This window comes from Pseudarthrobacter sp. MDT3-1, assembly GCF_054510755.1.
Genome location: NZ_JBTNDX010000013.1, coordinates 20,222 through 40,992 on the forward strand (window position 1 = coordinate 20,222; position 20,771 = coordinate 40,992).

The following is a 20,771-nucleotide window of genomic DNA, read 5'->3' on the forward strand; positions in this document are numbered from 1 at the left end:
TGCAGCGCAGGATGGGTCCGATACTTACGACGACGTGCTGGTGGAGATTCGGTGAAGCCATTCGAGGAACAGTTTGAGTTCCGAGCTTGAAAGCTGGTCTGAGTGCGAAGCCTGAAGTGCGGCATTCAGGGCAATCGCTGCCACCACTACCGAGGACTTGCCGGAGTCTTCCGGCGCGGCCCCTTCGGCCTGTGCCGCAGACACCGCAAAAATCATGGCGTCCCGGGTCATGGTGGACAGTTCAAGGTTCCGTTCGGCGGCGGGTTCCGCAATCAGCATCAGGGTCACACCCACGTTGGCTGCCAGGATGGACCTGGCTGCTTCGCGCGGCTGGACGTTCAGCTGGCCCGCCGCCGCTGCCTTGTTCAGCATCTCCTCCATGAGCGCCTCGGCATCGGCAACGATGGCGGGGCGGCTTTCCGGGCGGATATTGCCGAACATCACCAGGTACAGTTCCGGCTGCTTGAGCCCGAACTGGACGTGGTTATCCCACATCCGCCGGATGTCTTCCAGCGGATTTCCGGACGGGGCGAAGTCCCTCTCGCCCGCAACATACTCTTCAAAACCTGCGGCGACGACGGCGTCGAAGAGACCTTCCTTGTCACCGAAGTGGTGGTACAGCGTGGGCGCCGTGACCCCTGCCAGCTGCGTGATCTGACGGGTGGAGACGGATGCTCCAGCGGACTTTGCCAGCAATTCGGCCGCTGCACGCAACAGACGCATTTTGGGGGGAAGCTGGCCATCCAAACTCATAGCCGCTACCCTATCACCTATAGCATTGCTATATGAACTGAATCACATACAATTTTTTCAGGCACGTTTCCGCCCTCGCACATAGTGGTCGCGGCGGCCCCGGCATGGCGCCGGGATAAACCTAGGCGGGCCTGGCTACCGGCAGAGAATGAGGACCTTCAGTGCAGACCTTCCCAGGAGTTGGCGTCAGCCCCGGCCGCATCATCGGAACCGTCCGGCAGATGCCCAAACCGATCAGCGAACCCCCTGCAGGCGAGCAGCTGGCCGGCGGTACGTCCGCCGAAGAAGCCACGGCGGGGCTCAAGGCAGCAGCGACCGCCGTCCATGACGAGCTGAAAGCCCGCGCGGAAACGGCCAGCGGCGACGGCAAGGCGGTGCTGGAGGCCACGGCGCTGATGGCCAAGGACACCATGCTCCTGAAGAACGCCGCCAAGCTGATCGCCCGCGGCACCTCGGCGCAGCGAGCCATCTGGGAAGCCGGCGCCTCGGTCTCCGAAATGCTGCACAACCTGGGCGGCTACATGGCCGAACGCGCCACTGACGTCCTTGACGTCCGCGCCCGGATCGTGGCCGAACTCCGGGGCGTACCCGCCCCGGGCATCCCCTCCGCCAGCACGCCGTTCATCCTCGTGGCAGAGGACCTGGCACCGGCCGACACGGCCACGCTGGACCCTGAAAAGGTGCTGGCCCTGGTCACAGCTGGCGGCGGACCGCAGTCCCACACCGCTATCATTGCCCGCTCCCTTGGCCTCCCCGCCGTCGTCGCGGCCGCAGGCGTGGACGAACTGGCCGACGGCACCGAAGTGTTCGTCGACGGCGCCGCAGGCTCCATCACCGTGGACCCGGATGACGCCCAGCGCGCCGCCGCCGAGGCCTGGGCAACCAACGCATCCCTCCTGGCCGTGTTTGAAGGGAACGGCGCGACGGCGGATGGCCACCTGGTGCCGCTCCTCGCCAACGTGGGCGGCGGCAAGGATGCCGTGGCCGCCGCCGGCCTCAACGCGCAGGGCGTCGGGCTGTTCCGCACGGAATTCTGCTTCCTGGAGCGCGACACCGAACCCTCCGTGGAAGAGCAGGCAGCCGCGTACAAGAGCGTGTTTGACGCCTTTCCGGGCAAAAAAGTGGTCCTGCGCACGCTCGATGCCGGTGCCGACAAGCCGCTGCCGTTCCTCACCGACGCCACCGAGCCCAACCCGGCCCTCGGCGTCCGCGGCTACCGTACCGACTTCACCACACCGGGCGTGCTGGAGCGCCAGCTGCAGGCGATCGCCCTCGCGGAGAAGGACTCGGAGGCTGACGTCTGGGTCATGGCCCCGATGATTTCCACCGCGGAGGAAGCCGCCCATTTTGCCTCGATGTGCACCGCCGCCGGGATCACCAACCCGGGCGTCATGGTGGAGGTGCCGTCCGCAGCACTGACCGCCGAATCCATCCTGCGCGAGGTGGGTTTCGCGAGCCTGGGCACCAACGACCTCACGCAGTACGCCATGGCGGCCGACCGCCAGCTGGGCCCGCTGGCCAACCTCAACACCCCGTGGCAGCCTGCCGTGCTGCGCCTCGTGGGATTGACCGTGGAAGGCTCCCGCGCGGAAGGCCACAACAAGCCCGTGGGCGTCTGCGGTGAGGCGGCCGCTGACCCGGCCCTCGCCGTCGTACTTACTGGGCTGGGCGTCACCACGCTGTCCATGACCGCGCGGTCCTTGGCCGCCGTGGCCGCGGTGCTGAAGACCGTTACGCTGGCCGAGGCGCAGCAGCTGGCCAAGCTGGCGCTGTCCGCGCCCAGCGCCACCGAAGCCAAGGCCTGGGTACGGGAAAAACTGCCAGTCCTCGAAGAACTCGGCCTCTGACCGGCCGGTTCGTACCAACCGCCCGCCGCTAGCTACAAAGAAGCACCCACCAGGAGGAACAATGCCCGAACGCATCGCCACCATCGCCAGCCGCTCCGGCCTGCACGCGCGCCCCGCCGCGCTGTTTGCGGAAGCCGCCGGAGACGTGGGAGTTGAGGTCACCATTGCCATGCAGGGCGACCCGGAGGACGACGCGCTGGACGCTTCGAGCATCCTGTCGCTGATGACCCTGGGCGCCGCCAAAGGCGATGTTGTGGTGCTCCGGGCTGAAGGTGACGGCGCCGACGCGGCACTGGATTCGCTGGTCAAGCTCCTGGAAACGGACCTCGACGCCGAATAGGGGCCCAGCTGGTGATCGCGGCGGCCGCTGGTCCCGGGGCGGTGTGCTGGAAAACGTGGCCATGGCCGGAGATTTCCGTCATGCTGCCCTGGGGGGCCTGGGAAGCCAGCCGACGGCACCAGTCGGGCCCGGCCACCGGGTCCCTGCTGCCCCGCAACACCAGCAGCGGCTGGCTGATTCCGCGGATCCTGGCCTCAAGGGGATACTGCATCATCACCGGCAGCTCGGTGAGGTACCAGCGTGGGCCGGCCCGGAAATAGTCCGCGAAGACGATGGCATTCGCCGACGGGCTCTCGCTGAACATGGCGTCGCGGGTCAACGCCAGCGCCTGCCGCGCAACCGACCTGCGGCGGGGGTCCACCACGGGACCCATCAGCACCACGGCGTCCACGAGCTCCGGCTCCTGCAGGGCGAGTTCAACGGCATGCTGGGTTCCCATGGAATGCCCGATCACCACGCAGGACGTCACGCCGGCGGCGGCAAGCGCTGCCCGCACGAAAGCCACATACTCACCCACCGGCACCTGGCGCCGGGGCTTGGGCGCGTCGCCAAACCCTGGGAGGTCAAAGGAGTAGACGTCGGCTGCGAGGGCCAGCTCCCGGTGCAGCCGAGCGAAGTAGCGGTGGGAAACGCCGATGCCGTGGAGCAGGACATACGTCGGTCGCTGCACATCGCCTGCTGGCGCCACGGAGCGGTACAGCCTGCCCGCTAGCCCGCCGGATTCAATGTCCTCGCCATCACTGAGCTTCATCCCGCGAGCTTACCGCCGCCGCCCGGAGGTACAGGGTTAGGCTTCTGGCATGGCACTGATAGCTCCACGCGTCACGGCTGGCCTGCCCGCCGACGACGCCCTGAACCTCGCACGTTCTCTCCGGGACAGCAACGACATCACGGTGTTCGTGGACGGCACGGTCCACCGGCTGACGCCCCAGGCGAGGGACGCCGTCGTGGACCTGCTCGCTCGGCTGGGCCGCGGCGAAGCGGTGACCGTCAGCAGCGTGGAGGAAGTGCTCACCACCTCCCAGGCGGCCGAACTCGCCGGGATTTCCCACACGTACCTGCGCAACATGACCGATCGCGGCGAGATCCCCGTGGAATACCGCGGCACGCACCGCCGGATCAGGCTGGCCGCCATCATGGTCTGGCTGGACCGGCAGAAGAAGCTTGACGGGCCAGAGCAGGCAGAGCAGCCAGAGCAGGCCTAGCCCCGTCGTAAGCTGGCGCAGGGTGGGCGGGTCCCGGGTGTTGAGTCCCGGGTGTTGGATCCCGGCACGCGAGCTAGATCCGCGGGCGGGCCGCCCAGCGCCGCATTTTCAGTGCCGCATGAAGTTCGAGCCGGGGCATCCCCTTCAGCGGGTCCACGCCCAGGAGCTGCCGGATGCGGCCCAGCCGGTTGTAGATGCTGCTGCGGTGCAGGTGGAGTTTGGTGGCCACGTCCTGGACCGATCCGTCGTTATCGTAGATGAGCTCCAGTACGGGGAGCAGCTCATCGTTGCGGTCGTGGTCCTCCAGCATCCGCACATATACGGACCCGGAGTCAGCCCAGGCGCCGGCTCCCCCGCCCGCCGACGCCAGCAGCTGGTAAACACCGGTGGCGCGGCAGTCCACCAGTTCGCCCAGCTGGGGGTCCACAGCCGCCGCCTGAGCCGCCTGCTTGGACTGCCGGTATGCCTCGGCAAGCTCGCGCGGCTTGGCAAAACCCTCACTGATGCCCAGGATGATGCGGTGCACGGGCCGGCCCGAACGTTTGGCCAGCTCCAGCTGGTAGTGGACCAGCACCTGGGCATGGTTTGCCCGGCCCACCGACTCACGGAACAGCACCACCGAATGGGTTTCCGTGCCGGCGCTGAACAGCGCCACGTCCACCCCCACCGTGGCCTGCAGGGCGGCTGAGCGGTGGATCAGCGTGGAAGCAATGGGATCCGGGCCGCCGGCCCAGCCATCGGCGTCGAGCACGGTGACCATCTGCCACGGCCCCTTGCCCTGGATTTCCTTCCGGCCCGCCACGGCGGCCACCGCGTTGGCCTCGCCGGAACAGGCGGCCAGGAACTCGCGTTCGCGGCCCCGCCGGAATTCGGACTCGGCGGTGTTGGAGTCCAGCAGCAGGCCGGAAAGCAGCTCGATCTCCGGGGTCACGTCCGGCAACTGGGAGAGGATCGCCGTCGGACTTTCCTCTGCCGAGTCCTGCTGCACCCAGAGGTAGCCGACGCGGAAACCGCGCACCATCAACGGAACACACACCCGGCCCAGCATCCCCAGGTCCTGGTTGGCGGGAATCGCTACCGGGCGGACCGCCGTGGCGATGCCATGGGAAAGCTGCCAGGCGCTGACATCGGCCGGGACCCGCTTGCTCAACAAAAAGTTCACCCGGACCCGGTCCGCGTGGGACTGGTTGGAGCTGTAAGCCAGCAGCAGGCCGTCCAGGTCCTCCAGCGACAGTCCCCGGCCAAGCTTCTGCGCCACCTGCTCCACGAGTTGTTCCACGTCCTGCTGCATGGGGTAACCCTACTGCTCCGGCGGGCATCCGGGCGAACGAACAGCAGGCGACACCTGACGCCCTCACGCTGAACATTTGTCGACCCACGAGAGCAAAAATTCCCGGAATGACGCTGAGTATGCGTGCCCCGGACCCCGCTTTCCTGTCAGCTGGGTCACAGCCGGATTTATTCTGGAATCACAACCTTCCCCGCAATTTCGGGCCTACGCGGCCTGAGAGTATGGAGCCACAAATGATCATCGGTGTCCCCAAAGAGATCAAGAACAACGAATTCCGCGTCGCCATCACCGCTGCTGGCGTTCACGAGTTCCGCACCCACGGCCACACGGTCCTGGTGGAACGCGGCGCAGGCTTGGGTTCAGGGATCACGGACGAGGAATACGCGATCGCCGGCGCCGAAATCGTTGCCGAGGCCGATGACGTCTGGGCCCGCGCCGACATGGTCATGAAGGTCAAGGAACCCATCAAGGCCGAGTACCACCGCTTCCGCAAGGGCCTGATCCTCTTCACCTACCTCCACCTCGCCGCCGAACCGGAACTCACGCAGGAACTCATCAACTCCGGCGTGACCGCCATCGCCTACGAGACCGTGCAGGAAGGCCGCACGCTGCCGCTGCTGGCCCCCATGTCCGAGGTTGCCGGCCGCCTGTCCGTGCAGGTCGGCGCCACCTCCCTGATGGCACCCGCCGGCGGCAAAGGCGTCCTCCTGGGCGGCGTACCGGGTGTCCGCCCGGCGAAGGTGGTTGTCCTGGGCGCCGGCGTCGCCGGCACCAACGCCGCTGCCATGGCCCTGGGCCTGGGCGCCGACGTCACCATCCTGGACATCAACATCAACCGCCTCCGCGAGCTCGACGCCCAGTACCAGGGCCGACTCAAGACAGTTGCCTCCAACTCCTACGAGATCGAGAAGTCCGTCGTCGACGCCGACCTCGTCATCGGCTCCGTCCTGATCCCCGGCGCCAAGGCCCCCAAGCTGGTCAGCAACGAACTCGTGTCCCGCATGAAGCCCGGCTCCGTGCTCGTGGACATCGCGGTGGACCAGGGTGGCTGCTTCGAGGACACGCACCCCACCACACACCAGGAACCGACGTACAAGGTCCACAACACGATCTTCTACTGCGTTGCCAACATGCCGGGCGCCGTCCCGAACACCTCCACCTACGCGCTGACCAACGTCACCCTGCGCTACGCCGTGGCCCTGGCCAACCTGGGCGTCAAGGCCGCCTTCGACCGCGACCCGGCCCTCGCCGCCGGCCTCAACATCGCCGCCGGCCACGTGGCACACCACTCCGTCTCCGAGGCGCACAACCTGCCCCTCGTGGCGGACTGGCACGAGCTGGTTTCCGCGTAACTCTCCCCATGGTGCGAGAACGACCGCGGGAATCGCTGCGCACTTATCGTCGGAATGGCAGCCATCCAGTAAGCGTGCGTCAAAGCGACGAAGGAGCAGCACGCGTTGGATGACTGCCATTCCGGCGGACTTCGACAGGGTCAGCCGCCGACCGCGCGGAGAGCGTTCACCTGGCCGTGGCCGTTGAAGCCGTTGTAGCCGGCACCCCCCTGGCACACCTGGGGTGCGCCGTTGTCCGTTGCAGGGAACGGGGCGTACACACTCATGTCAGCGGGGCAGTCCATCTTGTCGGCGGTGGTGTTGATCCGCGATGCCACGGTGCCCGGTTTGCTGACTCCGGTGCTGACCACCAGCGCCGCGACACCGGCAACGTGAGGTCCGGCCATCGATGTGCCTTGCAGGTAGCAGTAGCGGGCGGCTCCGTCCGTCACAGTCAACACTTTGGGGCAGGATGCGGCGGCAGCGGACGGCCACGCGGACAGCACGCGGCCGTTAGTGGCGGCCGCCGTCTGCTGCAGGATCGAGTCTCCACCAGGCGCGATCACGCTGACGGCGCCCACACCGTAGCTGGAGTAGAACGACTTGATCAGCTTGTTGCCGTTGGCGCTCACGCCGATCACGCCCGGAACTTCCACCGGAACCACGGCGCAGGCGTTGGTGATGTCGCGCGTGACCGCGGTGGTGTTATCCGGGCTGGTGACATCCTGGGTGGGATGAGCCAGGTCGTCTGACTGATTGCCTGCCGAGGCCACAACTGTGGTGCCGTTTTGCTGGGCAAACTTGATGGCCCGGCGCTCAGCTTCCCAGATGGCCCGCTGGGTGGGGTCATTCTTGCAGTTGAAGAGCCAGGGATCGGCAAAGTAGCTGTTGTTGGTGACCTGGATACCGTTCGATCCTGCCCACATGAAGGCGCAGACCACGGCTTCAGGGTAGAAGAATCCGTCGTCGTCGCCGGCCTTGATCCCGGCAATCTTCACGTTCGGCGCAACGCCCACCATGCCGATGCCGTTGTTCGCGACTGCGATGGTTCCCGCCGTGTGGGTGCCGTGGCCGTTGTTGTCCATCCACGCCGCCGGGTCCGTGTTGGGGACGCCGCCAACGCAGGAAACGCTCCTGGAGAAATCAACGTTCGGGGCAAGGTCGGGGTGCGTGTGGTCCAGTCCGGTGTCGATGTCGCCCACCACCACCGAGGCGCTGCCGCCATTGATCGCCCGGGCGGCCGGGGCCTGGATCTGGTCCATATCCCACTGGAGTGCGGCCAGGTTGTCATCGCCGGGTGCCGGGGCGCCGGGTGCTATGGCCGCCACAGCCGCACCGGAGTTGTCGTCTTCGACAGCCACGGCGAAGCCTGCTGTGGAAGCGGCCCCCTGAATGGAAGAATCTGCTGCGCGCAGGGCCGCATCAAAGCCGCCGCGGTCCGACTTTACAATGGCCACACCGATCTGCGGATAAGCCTGCACCACCGTGCCGCCGGCGCCCTGCACTGCCGCAAGCGAAGCGCGGGAAACGCCGTTGGCTTTGTACAGGACGATGTAGGTTTGGCTTCCGGCTTGGGCATTTGCCTGCATTACGGTTTGGACAGACTGCCCATTGGCCGACAACGCCGCAGGAGCCGCGGCGGTCGAAAGGCCAATGGCGAGGGCTAGTGCCCCGATTGGCGCCACAAGCTTGGTGAACCTTTGCATGGTGTTGCTCCAATTCTGCCGGCGGGCACCACACGATCGCAGGTGCCGCTGGCAAGAGTCAATCGATCACGACCCTGACGGCTGTTTGCCTCGGATCCTTCCGGGCTACACCTGCCCAACAATTCGGTATCACCCGCAACAGAGACCTTAGTGACTCACCTCACGCAATTTCAACAGCCGGCGGTTCCGTAAGCCCGGGCTGATTCGATAATCTTCAGCACCTCGACGGCGTCTGCCGGGTCTACCGGGAGGGGCAGGTTGGAGGAGGTGCCGCCGTCGTCGATCTTGGCTGCCAGGAGCCGGTAGAACTCGGGGTAGGCACCTCGTTCCGTGGGCAGCGGATCGAGGTGGCCGTCGCGGCCCAGGGCTCCTGCCCATTCCGGTGCCTCAACGCCGTATTCAGTGTCCAGCGGGCTGCCGCCGGCAACGATGTACGGTTCCTGCGGGTCGATCCCGTGCTTGGTGAACGCGCCAGTGGATCCGAGAATGCGGAAGCGCGGGCCCTGCTGGGCGCAAAGCATGTTCATGCTCAGGTGGCTGGTCACCCCCGACTCGTGGTTGAGCACCAGGAAAACGTCATCGTCCACCTTCTCGTGCGGACGCCGCGCCTGCAGTTCCGCGTGGGCCACGGCGGCTGGACCGAACAGCAAAAGCGCCTGGTCGATAAGGTGGGCGCCCAGGTCGAACAGCACGCCGCCGCCGTCCGCCGCCGTGGCGCTGGCTTTCCACGCCTTGGAGATGTCCGGGGACCAGCGCTCGAAGCTGGACTCAAAGCGGGTCACGGCACCCAAGGCTTCGCCGGCCAGCAATTTCCGGACCGTGAGGAAATCGCCGTCCCAGCGCCGGTTCTGGAAGACCGTGAGCACCCGGCCCAGCCGCTGCGCGAGGGCGATCAGCTCCTGCCCCTCGGCACTGCTGACGGCGAACGGCTTGTCGACGACGACGTCGAGCCCGGCCTCCAGGGCGGCCTTCGCCAGCGGGAAGTGAGTGGCCGGCGGGGTCCCCAGCACCACAAGGTCAAGGTCACCGGCGAGCGCAAGGACCGCATCGCCGTCGGGCACTGTTTTGGCGCCGGGACACCGCTGCGTCGCGGCAGCCTGCCGGCCGGCGTCGGACGTGGCGACGACGTCCAGCGAGTAGCGGGGATCCGCCGCGATGAGCGGCGCGTGGAAAACGCTCCCTGAGAGTCCATAGCCGACGACGGCGGTGCGGATAGTGCGTTCAGCTTCAGTCCCGGTCATAAGGGCTAGGCTACCCCGCCAGCACTTGTGAGAGAGCGATCCGGAAAAACCTGCGAAAGGTGAGAGAGCGTCCGGGGGGCGGGAACGACGAAGGCCGGCACTTCCCGGTTCGCGGGCTGTGCCGGCCTTCGCCGTATAGCGCTGATTCAGTCAGAAAATGTTACTTCTTGATCCAGCCCAGGGTGGACCAGTCCGGAACCTGGGAGAGGCTCTGGAACAGGGACGGGCCGTAGTTGGCCAGGCCGGTGCGGACGAAGGAGATCTGCGGGCCGTTCATCACAACACCCATGGAGAAGTACTTGGCCATGTGCTCCTTTTCAACTTCCATGGCTGCCTTGTTGCGCTCGGCGTTGTCCTCGATGGACGCGAGATCGGCGATCTTCTTGTCCAGCTCGGCGTCGCCCAGGCCGTTTTCGTTGACCTTGGAGTCGTAGTACTGCTTGACGGCGTCGGTGGCATCCGGGCCAACGGTGTAGCCGGAGACGCTCATGTCGAAGTCGCGGCCGCCGATGACCTTGCCGAAGTCGGCGGAGGCACGCTGGTCAATACCAACATCCATGCCGCCGGCCTGGAGCTGCTTCTGCAGGGTCTGGGTGAAGGCGAGGGTGGTGGGGTCGTCACCGAAGTTGCTGATCTTGAAGGCGGCGGGCTTGCCGTCCTTCTCCATGATTCCGGCGGCGTTGGGCGCGTAGCCGGCGTCGGTCAGGACCTTCTTGGCAACGTCCGCGCCGGTTTCCTTCACAGGGTAGTTGTCCTGGTAGTAGTCCGAGAACGGCAGAACCATCATGGAACCGGAGCTGGGCTCTTCCCAGTTCAGGCCATTGAAGCGGACCTTGCGGAGGGCTTCGCGGTCAACAGCGGCGAAGATGGCCTCGCGGACGGCGACGTCGGTGATCTTCTGGGCGTTGATGTTCATGCCACCGGCGAAGAGGCGCTGGCCACGGCGGACCTCGGAGTCCTTGGTGCCCTCAAGCTGCTTGTACAGGGCGATGGTGTTGGCGGACATGGCATCGATCTCGCCATTCTTGAAAGCCGCGATCTGTGCGCTGGTTTCCAGCTGGCGGAAGACCACGCTTTCCAGAACCGGCTTAGTGCCCCACCACTTGTCGTTGGGAACCATGGTGACGGTCTTGGCTGCGGCGTCGTACTGGTCCACCTTGAAGGGGCCAGCCATCCATTCCGGATGCATTTCGCCCACGAAGCCTTCGTTGAAGATCGCAGGCGTGTTCACGGCCGGGTGGATCAGGCCGAAGAAGAGCGAATCTACGGGGTAAACCGGCTGGGTGGTCTTGACGATGATTTCTTTGTCGCTGCTGCCAGCCTCGACGGACTCAACGAATTCATAGGCCCCCGAGCTCACAATGTCGTAGCCGGCATCTGGGCTCTTCAGGATGTTCCAGGTGTTCTGGAAGGCCTTGATGTCGATCGGCGTGCCGTCGTTGTACGTGGCCTTGTCGTTGACCTTGATGGTGACGGTCTGCTTGCCGTCCACAACCTTGCTCTCCACCGACTCGCAGAAGTCCTTGTTCGGCGTTGCCTTGCCGACGAAGTCGACCTTCCAGCAACCGCCGATGCCGCCACTGTTCACGGCCACCGGGTTGATCGGGGCCATCATCGCGGAGTTGTCGGAGCTGTTGCCGTTGTTGGAGAACCCGTTGAAATCCGGCCCGATGCTGCCCAGCGGCAGGGTGACCTTGCCGCCGGGCTCAAGATCAGCGGCCGGCTTCTCGTTGATGCTGATGAGCTTGGCCAGGTCACTGCCCGTTCCCTGCCCCTTGGCGGTTTCCGGTCCGGTGGGTGTTCCGCCACCGCCGCAGGCCGTCAGCGTCAGGGCTGCGGCAATGGCCGCTGCGCCGCCGATCTTGGTCAGATTCCTCATGGTTTTCCCTTCATAGGTGCGGGTGGTGCTTGTGATGGGTCGAAAAAATCAGGGTGCATGGGGTTCCGCCGTTTCGTGGACCACCAGCATGTGCTCGTCCAGTTCACCATCCGGGAAGAAGCAGGCGAACTGCTGATCCGGTGTGGGCACCGGGCCGGCCTCCAGAATCTCCACGGCAGCGGAAGGCTGCACGGCCTCGAGCGGGGGCTCCAGGGTCAGGCAATGCTCCTGTTTCGCAGCGGGAAGCGCCGCGAAGACGGGGCAGCGGGTGGCGAAGTTGCAGCCTTTCGGGGCGTCCAACGGAGACGGCAGGTCCCCTTGTAGGATGATCCGCTCCCGAGTGCGTTCGAACTGCGGGTCCGGGACAGGGATCGCGGACAGCAGGGCGCGCGTGTACGGGTGGCGGGGGTTGTCGAAAACCCGGTCCACCTCCCCGATCTCCACGATCTTCCCCAGGTACATCACGGCCACCCGGTTGGAGATGTGGCGGACCACGGACAGATCGTGGGCCACCATGAGGTAGCTGAGCCCCAGCTCCGCGCGGAGCTTGTCCAGGAGGTTGATGACGCCGGCCTGGACCGAGACATCCAGCGCGGACACGGGCTCGTCCAGGACCACCAGCTTGGGATTCACGGCCAGTGCCCGGGCGATGCCCACGCGCTGCCGCTGGCCGCCGGAGAACTGGTTGGGGAACCGGTTGACGTGGTCCGGCTGCAGGCCCACCAGATTCATCAGTTCCATGATGCGTTTCTTGATGGCCCGCTTATCCATGCCGGCGTTCTGGAGCGGCTCGGCCAGGACCTCGTAGACGGTGAAGCGGGGGTCCAGGGCGCCGGTGGGATCCTGGAAAACCATCTGCATTTCCCGGCGCATGGCGCTTTTGGTCTTGGCGTCGGCGGCCTGCTTGTTGCTGATGCCGCCGATGATCACCTCGCCGTCCTGGTCCTTGTGGAACTCCATGATTTCCAGCAGGGTGGTGGTTTTGCCCGAACCGGACTCGCCCACGATGGAGAAGCACTCGCCTTCGCGGATGTCGAAGCTCAGGCCGTCCACGGCCTTCACGGTGCCGATGCGCCGCTTGAGCAGAGCACCCTTGGTCAGCGGAAAGTGTTTGCGGACATCCTTGAGTTCCAGCACGGTTGAGCGGTCCCCGCGGGGGATGAGGTCAAAGCGCGAGACCGGGACCGGCGGGGCGGAAAAGATCTCGTGGACATCCACGTCCCCGCCGAGGGAAGCGGATTTGATGCAGGCCGCCTGGTGGTAACCAGTTCCCGGAACCGGGCTCAAAGCGGGCTCGCCGTCCAGGCAGGCGTCGGTCACCAGCGGGCACCGCGGTGCGAAGGAGCAGCCGGTGGGGGTGTGCAGGAGGTTCGGCGGGATGCCGTCGATGGGGACCAGCGAGGATTTCTCCGCGACGTCCACGCGTGGCACCGCCCCGAGCAGGCCCATCGTGTAGGGCATCCGGGGATCGTAGTAGATGTCATCCACGCTGCCGGTTTCCACCGGCTTACCGGCGTACATCACCATGATGTCGTCGGCGATGCCCGCCACCACGCCCAGATCGTGCGTGATCATCACGACGGCGGCGCCCGTTTCCTCCTGCGCCGTATGCAGCACCTCAAGCACCTGGGCCTGGATGGTGACGTCCAGGGCCGTCGTCGGCTCATCCGCGATCAGCACGCGCGGGTTGTTGGCGATGGCGATGGCGATCATCACGCGCTGGCGCATGCCGCCGGAGAACTCGTGCGGAAAAGCCCTGAGCCTGTTCCTGGGGCTGGGAATGCCCACCATTGCCAGGAGTTCGACGGCGCGGGTTTCCTTCGCCGCCTTGCTCATGCCGGGGTTGTGGATGGTGAGGGCCTCGGTGATCTGGGTCCCCACGGTGTACACCGGCGTGAGGGAGGACAGCGGGTCCTGGAACACCATGGCTATGTCGTTGCCGCGGTACGCGCACATGGCCTTGTCGCTGAGGCCCAGCAGTTCCCTGCCCTTGAGCCTGACCGAGCCGGAGATCTCGGCCGTGGCGGGCAGCAGGCCCATGATGGCCAGCGATGTTACCGATTTGCCGGACCCGGACTCCCCCACGATTCCCAGCGTTTTGCCGGGCATGAGGTCGAAGTTGACGCCCCGGACGGCATGCACAGCCCCGTTTTCGGAGTTGAAGCTGACGTTCAGGTCCCGGACGGACAGGACAGCGTCCGACGGCGAGTGGAGACCGGCGATGTGGAGCCGCTCGGCCGCTGTGGGGGCCGGGTCCGCCGGCTCAAGGAAGGTGCTCATTTGCTCATCTTCTCTGTGCTGTTCTTTTTGGCCCGGCCAACCGAACTGGAGCTCGGGTCGAAGGCGTCACGCAGGCCATCGTTCATCATGGCCAGGGATCCCGTGAGCAGGAACATCACGGTGAGCGGGACCCAGAACATCCACGGGAAGGTCTGGACCTGGGACGTGGCGCCGCCAATCAGCACGCCGAGGCTCACATCCGGCACCTTGATGCCGATGCCGATGAAGGAGAACGCCACTTCGGCGAGAATGGCCCCGGTGACGCCGCGGGTGATGTCCAGGACCAGCAGCGACCCGATGTTGGGGACCAGGTGCCGCCACACGATGCGCCGGGGCGGCACGCCCATGTACTGGGCCGCCTTGACGAAGTCCCGCTGCATCAGCGACATGGACATCGAGCGGATAAGCCGCGCGGTCCCCATCCAGCTGAATACCAGGAGCACGATGATCAGCAGGAGCCAGCTGGGGAGGTTCTTCTTCAGGCCGTCCCCTCCGCCGCTGGTGGCCACTGCCACCACCAGCAGGGCGGGCATCATGATGAGGGCCTCCAGAACGAAGAGCATCACCTTGTCCACTTTGCCGCCGAAATAGGCCATGGTGCAGCCATAGACCGCGGCAACCAGGACGGATACGAGGCCCACAATCAGGCCGATCATGATGGAGATCCTGGTGCCTTCGACAGTCATGGCGTAGAGGTCGATGCCGGCCTGCGACGTGCCCAGGAAGTGGTCGCCGGAAGGCGGCATGCCGATATTGAAGGGGTCGATGGTCTCCTTGTCCCAAGGACTGAAGAACCCGCCGAGAAAGGAGAAGATGGTCAGGCCCAGGAAAACCGCCAGCCCGGCGACGGCAGTTTTGTTCCGCATAAAGCGGCGGAAAATGATGGTGGATTTGGCGATCACCACATCGGCATTTTCGAGATGCGCATCCTGCGCCACTGCTGCCGGATCAACGGCATTGAGGTTGGTCATGGCTACTGCACCCTCACTCTCGGGTCAACAAGCGTGGTGGCGAAGTCGGCGAGGATGGCGCCCAGGGCGAAGATGACCGAGCCGTAGGCGAGGGTGGCCGTGGCCGCATTCACATCCTGCAGCGAGATGGCGTCAATGCTCCAGGACCCCACTCCTGGCCAGGCGAAGATCTTCTCGGCGAAGAAGCCACCGGCGAAGATGGCCGGGATAGTGAAGGCGATGCTTTGGGCCACCGGGATGAAGGAAACCCGGAGGGCGTGCCGGGTGATGGCCTGGTTCCGCGTCAGCCCCTTGGCGCGTGCCGTCCGGACGAAGTCCGCATTGACGTTGTCCAGCAGGTACTGGCGCTGCGCGATCTGGTACGAACCCCAGCCGACCAGCGTGATGGCGATCGTCGGAACCGCATAGTGGGCCACCATGTCCACAAACTGCGCCCACCCAGGCTGCATGCCCGGCGTGGAGATGCCCGTCACGAAGAAGATGCGCTCCCCGACGGTTTCGTTGATGTTGATGGCACCGAGCTGCACCAGGAAGTAGGCAATGGGCGCAGGCACGATGTACGCGAGGTAGCTGTAGGAGGTGATCACCCGGTCCTGGAACTTGTACTGCCGGGCCGCCGAGTAGACCCCGAGGGCGACGCCGATGACCAGCGTCAGGACGATGGATGCGAGGAAGAGCCGGGTGGAGATCCAGACGCGGTCCCCGAATTCAGCGTTGATAAAGGCGCCGTTGGGGCTGCGGCCCCAGTCCCAGCGGGTCATGATCCCGGTGAGCCACTCAACGTAGCGCTCCCACGGGCTGAGGTCCGGGTCCAGGCCTTTCAGGCGCATGGAGTTGGCGACCTGCTCGGGTGTGGGCCGGGGAATCCGCTCCTGCTCGAGGAGGGCTGGCTTGAGGGAGCTGACCGCCAGGAAATAGCCGGCTGACGTGGTCAGGAAAATCATAAAGACGTAGGTGATGCCGCGCTTGGCGAGGTACCTGATCATGTGGCAGCTACTTCAGGATCTTTGCCACCAGGACCGCGGACGAACACTCCAAGGGATGCCCCTGGGCCGGCAACGGAGTTCCTGCCTTCACTACATCCACGTTCCAGATCCTTCCGATTTCCCGGCCAGCAACGGGTCTCGCCGCCACCGGGTCCCCACCAGCGTGTGGCCGGCCTCCCGCGACCAGCGCAGAGCAAGTCCGGGTGGACTATGTTGCGGGTCACATTCCAGAGGAAACTACCACAGAGTAGCGTCCGAAATGCGGGCACCTGAGCGGAATCCGCGCGCTCCGTATCAGATTGTTATGAATAATTCAGTGGAATTGATGTGACTGGACGAGCCACTGGATTCAGGCGTACTCTACCGCCCGCGGACCACCCGCGTAACAAGTTCCCGCCAGGAGTCCGTCAGCCGCTCGGGCGCCAGGCCGTGGACGCGGACGGCGTGCAGGAGCCGGTCCGGATCCAGTGTTGCGGCCAGGGACATGGCCATCAGCAGCGGATCCGCATCCATGCCAGCCTCCCGGAGGAGGAGCTCGATGTGGCGCTGCCACAGCTTAACTGCCGGGACCTCGTACCGGCTGCGGGCCGAAGCCTCGGCCGCCCTCGCCAGGTCCCCATGCTCCATCACATACGCGATCCGCTCAGCACCGAAGGCGATCAGCCGCTCCAGGCCCGGCGCGCCCGGCCCCAAGGGCGGCGGGCCGAACATAAAGCGGGCCTGGAAGGCGGCCTCGGAATCGCTCAGCAGCGTCATCATCAGCCCGGCGCGGCTGCCGAATCGGCGGAAGACGGTGCCCTTGCCCACGCCGGCCCGCTCGGCCAGCCTGTCCATGGTCAGGGCGTCCGGGCCACATTCGGCAATCAGCTCCCGCGCCGCGCCCAACAGCCGCTCACGGTTCCGGGCAGCATCACTGCGCTCAGCGGGCGGGCCGGAGAGCGAACCGGGCAGCAGCGGGATAAAGCTCACAGTCCATATCCTAGACCCGGGAATAATAATCGGACTACGGTCCGTTTAGACCATGAAGGCACCAAGCCTCCACCTTCCACCGGCCAGCGGCCCAGCCGCGGCCCCACTACAGGAGTCCGTATGTCGAAGAGCACCGTCCTCACCCTTGTTGGCAGCCTCCGCGCCGAATCCACCAACCAGAAGCTCGCCGAAGCCATCCAGCTGAACGCCCCCGACCAGGTTGACGTGGTCATCCACGAAAGCCTGGGCAACATCCCGTTCTACAACGAGGACATCGACGTCGAGGGCCAGGTTCCCGCTGCTGCCGCCGCCCTCCGCGCAGCAGCCAACGACGCCGACACTATTCTCCTGGTGACCCCGGAGCACAACGGCACCGTGCCAGCATCGCTGAAGAACGCCATCGACTGGCTGTCCCGCCCCTTCGGTGCCGGCGCCCTCTCCGGCAAGCCCACCGCCGTCGTCGGTACCGCATTTGGCCAGTTCGGTGGCGTGTGGGCACAGGACGAAGCCCGCAAGGCGGTGGGCATTGCCGGCGCCCAGGTGCTCGAGGACGTCAAGCTCGCCGTCCCGGGCTCCATGGTCCGCTTTGCCGAGCTGCACCCGAAGGACGATGCCGAGGTAGTGGAGCAGATCAAGGGCGTCTTCGACGCACTCGCCGCCGCCCAGCCGGCAGCGTAAGGCAGCCGCACGCAGCAGCGCCAAGCACCCAAATGCCCCGGGCACCGCAAGGTGGCCGGGGCATTTGTTATCGCACCGTGAGCGGAGTGGCGCTCACGCCCGAACGTGTGACCAAGTCTTGTTCCAACCGGTACCTCGCGGGCATTTTCAGGGCTGAGGGACCGCCGTAACGTTTAATGCACGGAATGCATTCGGGGATGGAACGCGGTGCGGACATGGCAGGCAGGCGGAGCGCCGGAAAGCTGATGGCGACGGCGGCAGCACTTACGCTTCCGCTGTGGCTGGGATGCTGCGCCCCCACCTCCAACCCGTCTGCCGGGAGCACCGTCGCGCCCGGCGCAACCACCATTGAACACTCGGACCGCGTCCAGCCGCCCTTGGTTCCGATTCCCCAGCCGCAGGCACCCCCGCCGGTCACCGCCGTACCCGCCGAAACCACCGGCTCGTCCGCCGCTTCGCCCTCCGAGCCCTCGGGCCACGCGTCCGGCGGGGCGCCCCGCACACTGGAACAGGGCCCGGGCAGCGCTCCGGCGTCCGGAACTACTTCACCCGGAACTGCCGCGCCCGGAGCCGCCGCGGCACCCGGTACATCTACTGCCTTGGGAGCAAGCCCCTCGCCGGCCCCCGAGTCCTCGGCCCCGCCCCCGGCCCAGCCGGCCCCTGGCCAGTCCGGCGGATCCCAGACGGTGACCGCCTACTACGTGCTGCTCGACGACGGCGGGGCGGGAGGTGTGCGCTTTGGCTGCAACGACAGCCTGGCCGGCGTCCGCCGCACCGTGGCTGGCTCCACGGAACCGTTGGCCAATGCCATGCGCGCCCTGCTGGACAACACCGCAGAACCCGCCCCCGGCCTGTACAACTCCCTGTCCGGCTCAACCCTCACGTTCCTGTCCGGCACCTTCGACGGCACGGCCGTAACGGTCTACCTGTCCGGCTCGATCCGTCCGGCGGGGGTGTGCGACATCCCGCGCATCGAGGCCCAACTCACGCAGACCGCCGTCGCCTCGGTGGGCGCCATCCGCGCCGAGGTCTACGTCAACGGCGTGAGGCTCGCCGAGGCACTACGCCTCCAGTAGCGCAGCTGATCAACAGATGTTGCCTTATCGGCAACTGCCGGCTGTATCCTGAAGATGTGAGCCACGAAACACTTGATGCCGGCGCAGTGCAGTTACCGGCCGAAGCCATTGATGCCATCGAGCGCGCGGCCACGTCCGCCCACCGCACCACCCATCCCCATGAGGCGCTGTTTTCGGAGCGCGCAGCCAACATTAAGCAGTCAGCAGTGCGGGACGTTTTCGACATTTCGATGCGCCCCGGACTGGTGTCCCTTGCCGGGGGCAGTCCGTACCTGCAATCCCTTCCGCTTGAGCGGCTGGCCGCCACGGCGGCAAGCATCATCGCCAACGAAGGGCTCACGGCCCTGCAGTACGGCGGCGGGCAGGGCACGGAAGAACTGCGCACCCAGATCTGCGAGGTGATGGCGGCAGAAGGAATCCTGGACGCGGTCCCGGAGAATGTGGTGATCACCGCAGGCTCCCAGTCGGCCCAGGATGTGGCCACCAAGGTCTTCTGCAACCCGGGCGACGTGGTGCTGGTCGAGAACCCCACCTACGTGGGTGCCCTCAATACGTTTGAGGCGTACCAGGTGGAGGTGGCCACCGTGGAAATGGACGACGACGGCCTGGTGCCTGAGCTGTTGGAGGCCCGGATCGCCGCCCTCCAGACAGCCGGAAAGAACATTAAGTTCCTCTACACCATCCCCAACTTCAACAACCCCTCAGGAATCACCCTGGCCGGGGAACGCCGCCAGCGGGTTGTTGATATATGCCGGAACGCGAATATTCTCGTGCTGGAAGACAACCCGTATGGGCTCCTCCGGTACAACGGGACACATCTGGCACCGCTCCGCGCGGCCAACCCCGCCGATGTCATCTACATGGGATCGTTCTCCAAGATCTTCGCCCCTGGTCTCCGCATCGGCTGGGCATTGGTCCCGGAGCACCTCCAGCGGCGCTACTACCTGGCATCCGAATCTGTCACGCTGTGCCCTCCGACGCTGAACCAGATGCTGGTGTCCGCCTACCTCAGCGACTATGACTGGAAGGGCCAGATCGAGACCTACCGCGGACTCTACGCCGAACGATGCACGGCGATGCTGGCCGCCCTGGACGAACACATGCCAGCCGGCACCAGCTGGACCAGCCCGGAAGGCGGCTTCTTCGTCTGGGTCACGCTGCCGGCAGGCGTGGATACCTATCCCCTGCTGCAGAAGGCGATCGACGCCGGCGTGGTCTTTATCCCCGGGGCTGCCTTCACACCGTCCGATTCGCCGTCCAATAAGCTGCGGCTGGCGTTCAGCGCGGTGCCGCCCGACGCCATCAAGGAAGGTGTCCGCCGCTTGGCCCCGGTACTGCGCGAAGCCCTGGGAGCGCTGTAACGTTGGCCGGACTGAGTGTGGCCAAGAGTGAAACTGAAAGAGGAGTCCAAAGCATGAGCGGAATTATTGTTGTTGGCGTTGACGGCAGCGGCACCGCCAAGAAGGCCGCCGAATCGGCCCGGGATCTCGCCGCCGCCGTGGGCGCCTCGCTGCACGTCGTCTCAGCCTTCGACAGCGACCGCACTGAGGTCTTCGGCTCTGGCAGCGACCAGTGGATCGTTTCCGACGCCGACGGTGCCGAGCATGTTGCCAAGACAGTGGCCGAGGCCCTGGCCGGTTCCATCAAGGTGACCTACTCGGCAGCCCGCGGCAAGCCTGCCGAAGCGCTCATCAAGGAAGCCGAGCGCCTGGGCGCCAAGATGATCGTGGTGGGCAACCGGCGGATGCGCGGCATTGGCCGGGTCCTGGGAAGCGTGGCCAACAGCGTGGCTCACAACGCCACCTGCGACGTCTATATCGCCAACACCTACGACGCCGACTAACTGCCAACGGGGCCCTTGCTTACTCATCAGCGCCGCCAACTTGTAGGCCACGACATTCTCCTGGGCCGCCACGGCAACCACATCTGCTCCATGCGGGTGGACCGCGGCAACGGCCGCGTCATTGCGCTGCTGGATGACGGCTCCGTGGACAGCGCCCCCAACCTCATCGCGCCGGGGCTGCTCCTGCCGGAGACCCTGGAGAGCGTGCTGCGCGGCGACTGGAAATTCTTCGCTGCCCTCTCAGGCATTGCCCTGGTTCTGGGCGGCCTGATGTTCGCCACATTGCCTGCCTTGGCTGACGCCATGGCGGGTAATCTCGAGATGGTCGAGATGATGACGGCCTACTCCGCCTACGGCTACTGACGCCAGGCTTCC

19 protein-coding genes are annotated in these 20,771 nt (G+C 65.8%); 9 read left to right on the plus strand and 10 right to left on the minus strand.

Features of this window, described 5'->3' with window-relative positions; translation table 11 throughout:
• Positions 1-24: 24 nt before the first annotated feature.
• Positions 25-753 (minus strand): TetR/AcrR family transcriptional regulator, encoded by a 729-nt coding sequence (locus tag ACX80X_RS11805; RefSeq protein ID WP_252599625.1) that lies wholly within the window; start codon positions 751-753, stop codon positions 25-27.
• 161 nt (positions 754-914) lie between these two features.
• Here ACX80X_RS11805 and ptsP point away from each other — a divergent pair, with 161 nt between their 5' ends.
• Positions 915-2,600: a phosphoenolpyruvate--protein phosphotransferase gene (gene ptsP / locus ACX80X_RS11810; protein ID WP_252599626.1), complete on the plus strand. Its 1,686-nt coding sequence runs from the start codon at positions 915-917 to the stop codon at positions 2,598-2,600.
• Positions 2,601-2,661: 61 nt separating this feature from the next.
• The gene (locus ACX80X_RS11815) at positions 2,662-2,940 is read left to right on the plus strand and encodes an HPr family phosphocarrier protein (protein ID WP_056341927.1); all 279 of its coding nucleotides are present in this window, start codon (positions 2,662-2,664) and stop codon (positions 2,938-2,940) included.
• On the opposite strand, the gene ACX80X_RS11820 is transcribed toward ACX80X_RS11815, so the two are convergent.
• On the minus strand, positions 2,906-3,691 hold the full coding sequence (locus ACX80X_RS11820; protein ID WP_252599627.1) for an alpha/beta fold hydrolase: 786 nt from the start codon (positions 3,689-3,691) through the stop codon (positions 2,906-2,908). The two genes, ACX80X_RS11815 and ACX80X_RS11820, sit on opposite strands and share 35 nt — an antisense overlap.
• Positions 3,692-3,740: 49 nt before the next feature.
• On the opposite strand from ACX80X_RS11820, the gene ACX80X_RS11825 reads away from it, so the two are divergent.
• Positions 3,741-4,145, plus strand: coding sequence for a helix-turn-helix domain-containing protein (locus ACX80X_RS11825; RefSeq protein ID WP_252614530.1), 405 nt, complete (start codon positions 3,741-3,743; stop codon positions 4,143-4,145).
• A 73-nt stretch (positions 4,146-4,218) separates the two neighbouring features.
• On the opposite strand, the gene ACX80X_RS11830 is transcribed toward ACX80X_RS11825, so the two are convergent.
• On the minus strand, positions 4,219-5,436 hold the full coding sequence (locus ACX80X_RS11830; protein WP_252599629.1) for a PucR family transcriptional regulator: 1,218 nt from the start codon (positions 5,434-5,436) through the stop codon (positions 4,219-4,221).
• Positions 5,437-5,669: 233 nt separating this feature from the next.
• Between ACX80X_RS11830 and ald the strand changes: the two genes are divergently transcribed.
• Positions 5,670-6,788: an alanine dehydrogenase gene (ald, locus tag ACX80X_RS11835; RefSeq protein ID WP_252599630.1), complete on the plus strand. Its 1,119-nt coding sequence runs from the start codon at positions 5,670-5,672 to the stop codon at positions 6,786-6,788.
• A gap of 140 nt (positions 6,789-6,928) precedes the next feature.
• Here the strand turns inward: ald and ACX80X_RS11840 are convergent, their stop codons facing one another.
• From ACX80X_RS11840 to ACX80X_RS11870, 7 genes are all read right to left on the minus strand, one after another.
• Positions 6,929-8,473: a S8 family peptidase gene (locus ACX80X_RS11840; protein WP_252614529.1), complete on the minus strand. Its 1,545-nt coding sequence runs from the start codon at positions 8,471-8,473 to the stop codon at positions 6,929-6,931.
• A 170-nt stretch (positions 8,474-8,643) separates the two neighbouring features.
• Entirely contained in the window at positions 8,644-9,714 is a 1,071-nt protein-coding gene (locus ACX80X_RS11845) for a Gfo/Idh/MocA family protein (protein WP_252611087.1), read from the minus strand.
• A 160-nt stretch (positions 9,715-9,874) separates the two neighbouring features.
• Complete coding sequence (locus ACX80X_RS11850) at positions 9,875-11,593, minus strand: ABC transporter family substrate-binding protein (RefSeq protein ID WP_252599633.1); 1,719 nt, start codon at positions 11,591-11,593, stop codon at positions 9,875-9,877.
• A 48-nt stretch (positions 11,594-11,641) separates the two neighbouring features.
• Complete coding sequence (locus ACX80X_RS11855) at positions 11,642-13,873, minus strand: ABC transporter ATP-binding protein (protein ID WP_252611085.1); 2,232 nt, start codon at positions 13,871-13,873, stop codon at positions 11,642-11,644.
• Positions 13,870-14,844 (minus strand): ABC transporter permease, encoded by a 975-nt coding sequence (locus tag ACX80X_RS11860; protein ID WP_252614528.1) that lies wholly within the window; start codon positions 14,842-14,844, stop codon positions 13,870-13,872. Before ACX80X_RS11860 ends, ACX80X_RS11855 begins: the two co-directional genes overlap by 4 nt.
• A 2-nt stretch (positions 14,845-14,846) precedes the next feature.
• Complete coding sequence (locus tag ACX80X_RS11865) at positions 14,847-15,830, minus strand: ABC transporter permease (protein ID WP_252599636.1); 984 nt, start codon at positions 15,828-15,830, stop codon at positions 14,847-14,849.
• Positions 15,831-16,190: 360 nt separating this feature from the next.
• The gene (locus ACX80X_RS11870) at positions 16,191-16,799 is read right to left on the minus strand and encodes a TetR/AcrR family transcriptional regulator (protein ID WP_252599637.1); all 609 of its coding nucleotides are present in this window, start codon (positions 16,797-16,799) and stop codon (positions 16,191-16,193) included.
• Between the two features lie 120 nt (positions 16,800-16,919).
• Here ACX80X_RS11870 and ACX80X_RS11875 point away from each other — a divergent pair, with 120 nt between their 5' ends.
• The 5 genes from ACX80X_RS11875 to ACX80X_RS11895 all read left to right on the plus strand — a co-directional run bounded on the left by ACX80X_RS11875 (position 16,920) and on the right by ACX80X_RS11895 (position 20,759).
• The gene (locus ACX80X_RS11875) at positions 16,920-17,477 is read left to right on the plus strand and encodes an NAD(P)H-dependent oxidoreductase (RefSeq protein ID WP_252564526.1); all 558 of its coding nucleotides are present in this window, start codon (positions 16,920-16,922) and stop codon (positions 17,475-17,477) included.
• Positions 17,478-17,662: 185 nt separating this feature from the next.
• Entirely contained in the window at positions 17,663-18,553 is an 891-nt protein-coding gene (locus tag ACX80X_RS11880; RefSeq protein ID WP_459312173.1) for a GerMN domain-containing protein, read from the plus strand.
• Positions 18,554-18,609: 56 nt separating this feature from the next.
• Entirely contained in the window at positions 18,610-19,914 is a 1,305-nt protein-coding gene (locus ACX80X_RS11885; RefSeq protein ID WP_252614526.1) for an aminotransferase-like domain-containing protein, read from the plus strand.
• A gap of 53 nt (positions 19,915-19,967) precedes the next feature.
• Positions 19,968-20,396, plus strand: coding sequence for a universal stress protein (locus ACX80X_RS11890; RefSeq protein WP_248763517.1), 429 nt, complete (start codon positions 19,968-19,970; stop codon positions 20,394-20,396).
• Between the two features lie 15 nt (positions 20,397-20,411).
• Positions 20,412-20,759 (plus strand): hypothetical protein, encoded by a 348-nt coding sequence (locus ACX80X_RS11895; RefSeq protein WP_252614525.1) that lies wholly within the window; start codon positions 20,412-20,414, stop codon positions 20,757-20,759.
• The last annotated feature ends 12 nt before the right edge of the window (positions 20,760-20,771 follow it).